The sequence below is a fragment of the Streptomyces sp. NPDC039480 genome (assembly GCF_055597165.1).
In genome coordinates, this window is record NZ_JBVITX010000011.1 from 350124 (window position 1) to 357270 (window position 7147).

At 69.1% G+C, this 7147-nt stretch carries 9 protein-coding genes and 1 pseudogene; 6 read left to right on the top strand and 4 right to left on the bottom strand.

The features are described from left to right. Positions 1 to 12: 12 nt before the first annotated feature. Positions 13 to 258 (top strand): chaplin, encoded by a 246-nt coding sequence (locus tag ACZ56E_RS31460; RefSeq protein WP_398307774.1) that lies wholly within the window; start codon positions 13 to 15, stop codon positions 256 to 258. 73 nt (positions 259 to 331) lie between these two features. Then, positions 332 to 580, top strand: coding sequence for a chaplin (locus ACZ56E_RS31465; protein ID WP_468609348.1), 249 nt, complete (start codon positions 332 to 334; stop codon positions 578 to 580). A gap of 60 nt (positions 581 to 640) precedes the next feature. Here ACZ56E_RS31465 and ACZ56E_RS31470 read toward each other — a convergent pair whose 3' ends face one another. After that, on the bottom strand, positions 641 to 1432 hold the full coding sequence (locus tag ACZ56E_RS31470; protein ID WP_471219312.1) for a hypothetical protein: 792 nt from the start codon (positions 1430 to 1432) through the stop codon (positions 641 to 643). 121 nt (positions 1433 to 1553) lie between these two features. Here ACZ56E_RS31470 and ACZ56E_RS31475 point away from each other — a divergent pair. The 3 genes and pseudogenes from ACZ56E_RS31475 to ACZ56E_RS31485 form a co-directional block, all read left to right on the top strand. Beyond that, a pseudogene (locus tag ACZ56E_RS31475) lies at positions 1554 to 2084 on the top strand (ABC transporter ATP-binding protein); the annotation flags it as partial. Between the two features lie 312 nt (positions 2085 to 2396). Continuing rightward, positions 2397 to 2825 (top strand): NfeD family protein, encoded by a 429-nt coding sequence (locus ACZ56E_RS31480; RefSeq protein WP_468609344.1) that lies wholly within the window; start codon positions 2397 to 2399, stop codon positions 2823 to 2825. 80 nt (positions 2826 to 2905) lie between these two features. After that, positions 2906 to 3847: an SPFH domain-containing protein gene (locus tag ACZ56E_RS31485; RefSeq protein WP_362997084.1), complete on the top strand. Its 942-nt coding sequence runs from the start codon at positions 2906 to 2908 to the stop codon at positions 3845 to 3847. Positions 3848 to 3857: 10 nt separating this feature from the next. Here the strand turns inward: ACZ56E_RS31485 and ACZ56E_RS31490 are convergent, their stop codons facing one another. The 3 genes from ACZ56E_RS31490 to ACZ56E_RS31500 form a co-directional block, all read right to left on the bottom strand. Beyond that, entirely contained in the window at positions 3858 to 4370 is a 513-nt protein-coding gene (locus ACZ56E_RS31490) for an HNH endonuclease (protein WP_468609342.1), read from the bottom strand. 166 nt (positions 4371 to 4536) lie between these two features. After that, positions 4537 to 5076 carry a YbhB/YbcL family Raf kinase inhibitor-like protein gene (locus ACZ56E_RS31495; protein ID WP_471219314.1) on the bottom strand — a complete coding sequence of 180 codons (540 nt, stop codon included), beginning with the start codon at positions 5074 to 5076 and terminating at the stop codon, positions 4537 to 4539. A 48-nt stretch (positions 5077 to 5124) separates the two neighbouring features. Further along, positions 5125 to 5907, bottom strand: a complete 783-nt coding sequence (locus ACZ56E_RS31500) for a sporulation protein (RefSeq protein WP_471219316.1) — start codon at positions 5905 to 5907, stop codon at positions 5125 to 5127. A 161-nt stretch (positions 5908 to 6068) separates the two neighbouring features. On the opposite strand from ACZ56E_RS31500, the gene ACZ56E_RS31505 reads away from it, so the two are divergent. Then, on the top strand, positions 6069 to 6710 hold the full coding sequence (locus tag ACZ56E_RS31505; RefSeq protein WP_471219318.1) for a DNA-3-methyladenine glycosylase: 642 nt from the start codon (positions 6069 to 6071) through the stop codon (positions 6708 to 6710). The last annotated feature ends 437 nt before the right edge of the window (positions 6711 to 7147 follow it).

The window sequence follows — 7147 nt, forward strand, 5'->3', positions numbered from 1 at the left end:
AGGATCGTAGAAGTGAAGAACCTGAAGAAGGCCGCTGCTGTCACGATGGTGGCCGGTGGCCTGGTCGCGGCCGGCGCCGGCATGGCCTCCGCCCACGGCGGCGCGCAGGCCGACGGTGTCGCGAAGAACTCCCCCGGCGTCCTCTCGGGCAACCTGGTCCAGGCCCCGGTCCACGTCCCGGTGAACGTCTGCGGCAACACCGTCACCGTCATCGGCGGCCTCAACCCGGTGTTCGGCAACGTCTGCAAGAACCTCTGATCGCATCCTGCGAGCCGCACAGCCCCCGGCCCCGTCACCGGGGTCGCCCATGACAGCAGGAGGAGCACGTCCCATGAACAGCATCGCCAAGAAGGCCGCCCTGGCCGTCGTCGCCGCCGGCATCGCCGCGGGCGCGTCCGCCGGAGCCGCGTCCGCCGGCACGGACGCCCAGGCCAACGGCGCCGCCACGAAGTCCCCGGGCGTCGGCTCCGGCAACCTCGTCCAGGTGCCGGTCGACGTCCCGGTCAACGCCACGGGCAACAGTGTGAACGTCATCGGCGTCCTCAACCCCGCGTTCGCCAACCACACGGTGAACCACTGAGGCACAAGCCCCGGCACGGGCCCCGCGGACCGAGCAGGTCCGCGGGGCCCGCGTCATCCCTCAGCGCCCGCCGCCCCGCTCCCGCTCCTCGACGTACGAGTTGAACGCCGCGACCTGCGCCCGCCGCGCCGTCCGCTCCACGGGACGCAGCGCCTGCACCCGCGCCGCCATCTCCGAAGCGCTCACGGCCCCACCATGACCGTTCTCGTACGCCAGCGAAATCAGCAGACCGACCCGCTGCGCAAGCTCCAGCACCCGGACCGCGCGCGGCGGATAACCCGGCGCGAGCAGCTCGCGCCCCCGCTCGGCCCGCGCCCGGTACGCGTCGAGCGCCGCCTCCGCGACCGGCCCCGACCCCGCCACATCGAGCCGGGACAGCACCTGCGTCGCCTCCCGCAGCGCCTCCGCGAGCTCCCGCTCCGCCTCGCCCAGCGAGGGCACATCGGCGGGCGGCGCCTCCCGCACGGGCAGGCAGTGCCAGACGACCTCCACATGGACGTCGCCGTCGGGCCCCGCCTCGTACACCTCGGGAACGAGCCCGTACGGCGCGCCGAAACCGACGACCGCCTCCTCCGCCTCCAGTGCGCGCGCGTTGAACTCGGGCGGCCCGCTCAGCCCGAGCGGATGCCCCGGCGCGGGCAGCGCCACCCGCAGGCCGGTCACCCCCAGCGACCGCAGCCGCCCCATCGCGAGCGTGAGCCCGACCGGGCCCGACTCGCCGGGAAGTCCTTCGACCCGGTGCACCGCGTCCTCGCCGACCATCGCGAGCACCGCGTCATCCGGGGAAACAAGTCCGGCCAATAGGGCATTTCCCCATGCGGCCAGGCGTCCTGAGCGTGGTTCCGAGAGCATGCACACAGCCTAAGGACCGGCCTCACGACAGGAACGGTCGGCCGGTGGCGTAGGTTTTATCCGGGGGCCGCGTCCACCGGCGCGAGCGACGACCGAGACTGCAATGGGAGACAGCGCGCTCATGAGCGATGTACTGGAGCTTGAGGACGTATCTGTGGTCCGCGAGGGCCGGGCTCTGGTGGACCAGGTCTCCTGGTCGGTCAAGGAAGGGGAGCGCTGGGTCATCCTCGGCCCGAACGGCGCGGGCAAGACCACCCTCCTCAATGTCGCGTCCAGCTACCTCTTCCCGAGCACCGGCACCGCCACCGTCCTCGGCGAGACCCTCGGCAAGCCCGGCACGGACGTCTTCGAGCTCCGCCCGCGCATCGGCGTCGCCGGCATGGCCATGGCCGACAAGCTGCCCAAGCGCCAGACCGTCCTCCAGACGGTCCTCACCGCCGCGTACGGCATGACCGCCGGCTGGCACGAGAACTACGAAGACGTCGACGAGCAGCGCGCCCGCGCCTTCCTCGACCGCCTCGGCATGAGCGAGTACCTCGACCGCAAGTTCGGCACGCTCTCCGAGGGCGAGCGCAAGCGCACCCTGATCGCCCGCGCCCTGATGACCGACCCCGAGCTGCTGCTCCTCGACGAGCCCGCCGCCGGCCTCGACCTCGGCGGCCGCGAAGACCTCGTACGCCGCCTCGGCCGCCTCGCCCGCGACCCGATCGCCCCCTCGATGATCATGGTCACGCACCACGTCGAGGAGATCGCCCCCGGCTTCACGCACGTCCTGATGATCCGCCAGGGCAAGGTGCTCGCCGCGGGCCCGCTGGAGCTCGAGCTCACCTCCCGCAACCTCTCCCTCTGCTTCGGCCTCCCGCTGGTCGTCGAGCAGCGGAACGACCGCTGGACCGCCACGGGCCTTCCGCTGAGCTGATCGGCGCCCTGTCCCGGAAGGGACCCGCGGTCCTACCATGACCGGGTGGACATCGACGCATGGGTGTGGTGGCTCATCGGAGCCGCCGCGCTCGGAATCCCGCTCGTACTGACCGCGATGCCGGAGCTCGGCATGCTCGCCGTGGGCGCTGTCGCCGCCGCCGTGACCGCGGGCCTCGGTGGCGGCATGGTGGCGCAGGTCGTGGTCTTCGCCGCGGTCTCGGTCGCGCTCATCGCGGTCGTACGCCCGGTCGCGGCCCGGCACCGCTCCCAGCGGCCCGAACTGACCACCGGCGTAGAGGCGTTGAAGGGCAGAACGGCCGTCGTCCTCGAACGGGTCGACGGCTCCGGCGGCCGCATCAAGCTCGCGGGCGAGATCTGGTCGGCCCGCGCACTCGACACGGACTGCGCCTTCGAGGCGGGCCAGGCCGTGGACGTCGTCGAGATCGACGGAGCGACGGCCGTCGTCATGTGAATGCCCCACGGGCCGGATGGCGGTCTGACAGACTCGACCAGCAAGATCTTCGCCGAGGCAAGAGGGGTACGGGGAAACCGATGCAACCAATCATCATCGTCCTGGTCATTCTGGTGGTGCTGGTCTTCATCGCCCTGATCAAGACCATCCAGGTCATCCCGCAGGCGAGCGCCGCCATCGTCGAGCGCTTCGGCCGCTACACCCGCACGTTGAACGCGGGTCTGAACATCGTCGTCCCGTTCATCGACTCGATCCGCAACCGCATCGACCTCCGTGAACAGGTCGTCCCCTTCCCGCCCCAGCCGGTGATCACCCAGGACAACCTCGTGGTGAACATCGACACCGTCATCTACTACCAGGTGACCGACGCCAGGGCCGCGACGTACGAAGTCGCCAGCTACATCCAGGCGATCGAGCAGCTCACCGTCACCACGCTGCGCAACATCATCGGTGGCATGGACCTGGAGCGGACCCTGACCTCCCGCGAGGAGATCAACGCGGCGCTGCGCGGCGTCCTCGACGAGGCCACCGGCAAGTGGGGCATCCGCGTCAACCGCGTCGAGCTCAAGGCGATCGAGCCGCCGACCTCCATCCAGGACTCGATGGAGAAGCAGATGCGCGCCGACCGCGACAAGCGCGCCGCGATCCTCCAGGCCGAAGGTGTACGGCAGTCGGAGATCCTCCGCGCCGAAGGCGAGAAGCAGTCCGCGATCCTGCGCGCCGAAGGTGAGGCCAAGGCCGCGGCCCTGCGCGCCGAGGGCGAGGCCCAGGCGATCCGCACGGTCTTCGAGTCCATCCACGCCGGCGACCCGGACCAGAAGCTCCTCTCGTACCAGTACCTCCAGATGCTGCCGAAGATCGCCGAGGGCGACGCCAACAAGCTCTGGATCGTGCCCAGCGAGATCGGCGACGCCCTCAAGGGCCTCGGCGGCGCACTCGGCAACTTCGGCCCGCTGGGCGGAGGCGGCGGCTCGGTGCCCGCACAGGGCAAGGAGCGCCGCGAACAGCCGCCGATCGACTGACGGGGGAGCGCTAGGCCGCGGGCGCTGGCTGCGCCAGCCACTCCGGCAGCGAGGCCAACTCGTCCCGGCCGAGCGCGAGCAGCATCGCGTCGGCGGGCGTCGGCTCGAACGGCTGCCGGAGCAACGGCATACCGGCCTCCTCCGGAGTCCGGTTCGCCTTGCGGTGATTGTCCGTCGCGCACGACGCCACCGTGTTCAGCCAGGAGTCGGCGCCGCCCTGCGACCGCGGGACCACGTGGTCCACCGTCGTGGCGCGCCTGCCGCAGTACGCGCACCGGTGCTGGTCCCGCACCAGCACACCCCGCCGCGACCATGGAGCCTGTCTTCGGAACGGCACCCGCACATATCTGCAGAGCCTGATGACGCGGGGCACGGGAATGTCGATCGCCGCCGCGCGCACGCGCAGTCCGGGGTGGGCGTGCTCGACCACGGCCTTGTCCTGGAGCACCAGAACGACGGCTCGGTTGAGCGACACCGTCGAGAGCGGCTCGAAGCTCGCGTTCAGCACCAGCGTGTCCCGCATCAACCTGCCCACCTCCCGTATGCACCGGCCCACCGCGTGGCGGGCTGGGATCAACTCTGGCCGGGCACGCCGAGATGGACAACGCAATAAAAAATGCCCGCCTCTGATCACTTCCATGACCAGAGGCGGGCAAACAATCGGTGAACGCTCAGTATCTGAGGGTCACTCAGCTCTCTTCGGGAGCCGCGTACTCCGCGATCACCTGAGCACGCGCCAGCGTGTGGAACCGGAGGTTGAAGCCAACGACCGCGGGTGTGGCGTCCGAGTCGGGGCCCAGCTTCTCCTGGTCCACCGCGTACACGGTGAACACATAGCGGTGCGCCGGGTCGCCGGGCGGCGGCGCCGCACCCACGAACTCCTTCGCCCCGTAGTCGTTGCGCACCTGCACGGCGCCCTCGGGCAGCCCCTCGAACTTCCCGCTGCCCGCACCGGCCGGCAGCTCGGTCACCGAGACCGGGATGTCGAAGACGGTCCAGTGCCAGAACCCGCTCCCCGTGGGGGCGTCCGGGTCGAAGCACGTCACGGCGAAGCTCTTGGTCTCCGGCGGGAAGCCCTCCCACCGCAGCTGCGGCGAGGTGTTCCCGGCCGCCTGGACCTGAGCGTCCTTAAGGACCGCACCCGGCTCGACGTCCTCGCTCACGACCGTGAACGACGGCACGGGCGGATGGAAGTCATGGGGAAGCGGCGGCCTCTTGAGCTCGGTCACTTGGGCACCTCCTGGTTGATGGCTGGTCCTCGCTGGTCCTCTCCGAGCCTAGAACCAGTTGCGCTTGCTGCCGACCTGGGACAGCCACTCGTTCAGGTACGCCGCCCAGTCGGTGCTGTGGAAGTCGTTCAGCCCGACCTTGAACGAACGGAACGAGTCGCTGCTCTCGCTGAACAGACCCGGCTTCTTGTCCATCTCCAGGACGACGTCCATCTCGCGGTCGTCGGCGACGAAGCTCAGCTCGACCTGGTTGAGCCCGCGGTACTGCTGCGGCGGGTAGAACTCGATCTCCTGGTAGAAGGGCAGCTTCTGCCGCGTACCGCGGATGTGGCCGCGCTCCATGTCCGCGTTCTTGAAGCGGAAGCCCAGCTGGATGAAGGCGTCCAGGATGGCCTGCTGCGCCGGCAGCGGGTGCACGATGATCGGGTCCAGGTCGCTCGAGTCCACGGCGCGCGCGATCTCCAGCTCGGTGGTCACACCGATGTCCATGCCGCGCAGCTGCTGCCCGTCGATGCTCGTGACGGGGGTCTCCCAGGGGATCTCCAGGCTGAACTGCACGGCGTGCACCTGGTTGGCCTGCAGCGTGAAGGCGCCACCGAGCCGCTGCTTGATGAACTCGATGTCCTGCTTGGTCTCCTGGTCGTTGCCCTCGACCTCGACCCGGGCCTGCAGACCGACGGAGAGCCCCTCGATCTCCTGGTCCACGGACCCGCCCTGGATCCGCACCTCACCCTGGACCACGCCGCCCGGGACCACGTTGACCTCGGTCAGCACGGTCTCCACCGAGGCGCCACCGGCCCCGAGACTCGCGAGCAGCTTCTTGAACCCCATGACACTCCATCCCCGGGCCGCCGCCCGTGGCTCGTCCCGACTTGAATACTTGATCGATAGGAACGCGAGAGAACCGTGTGCGGTTCCGCCCACCGCCCTGGCGACCGGGCGGCCCGAGGACCACCCGTGAACCAGAACCATGTGCAGTACGCTCGTACGGCATGATCGCGAGCCCTGACCGTACGCCTCTCACCCGTGACTTCTTCGACCGCCCGGTCCTGGAGGTCGCCCCGGACCTGCTCGGCCGCATCCTTGTGCGGGACTCGGCGGCAGGACCGATCGAAGTCCGTCTGACAGAGGTCGAGGCCTACGCGGGAGAGGTCGACCCCGGCTCACACGCGTACCGCGGCCGCACCGCCCGAAACAGCGTCATGTTCGGCCGGCCGGGACACATGTACGTCTACTTCACCTACGGCATGTGGCACTGCATGAACCTGGTGTGCGGACCCGAGGGCATGGCGGGCGCGGTCCTGCTGCGCGCGGGAGAGATCACGAAGGGCGTGGAACTGGCCCGTGAGCGTCGACTCTCGGCCCGTAACGACAAGGAACTGGCCAAAGGCCCCGCCCGGCTGGCCACCGCTCTGGACGTGGACCGCCAGCTCGACGGCACCGACGTGTGCGGGGACCCGTCCTCCCCCTTCTCCGTACTGACCGGCACCCCGGTCCCGTCCGACCAGGTCAGCAGCGGACCCCGCACAGGGGTCTCGGGCGAGGGGGGCGTCCACCCGTGGCGCTTCTGGACGGCCAACGACCCTACGGTGAGCCCTTATCGGGCCCATACGCCCCGACGCCGCCGGACTTGACGCAGGATCGGGGCCTCCGTAAGGTAGTCCGAGTCGCTTGAACCGGGTACGGCAGTCTGCCAGCAGCCGGAAGCGACCAACCACTACCTGACGACTTCCCCTCTGCGGGGCCTTATTCCGGCATGCCTGCATGCCGGAATTCGAACTCGCGAGACTCGATTATGAGTTGCGGAGGGAATCCGCTAAAGTAGTGAACACGCCGAAAGGCAAAGGCCCTCCAACGGCCACCGGAAATGAAATCCGAACCGGGAACGGAACGGAAAACGGATCTGGTAAGGTTGGAAACACGAAATACCGAAGGGAAGCGCCCGGAGGAAAGCCCCAGAGAATGTTCTGCGGGTAAGTACAAAGGAAGCGTCCGTTCCTTGAGAACTCAACAGCGTGCCAAAAGTCAACGCCAGATATGTTGATAACCCCGTCTCCAGCATCAGCTGGGA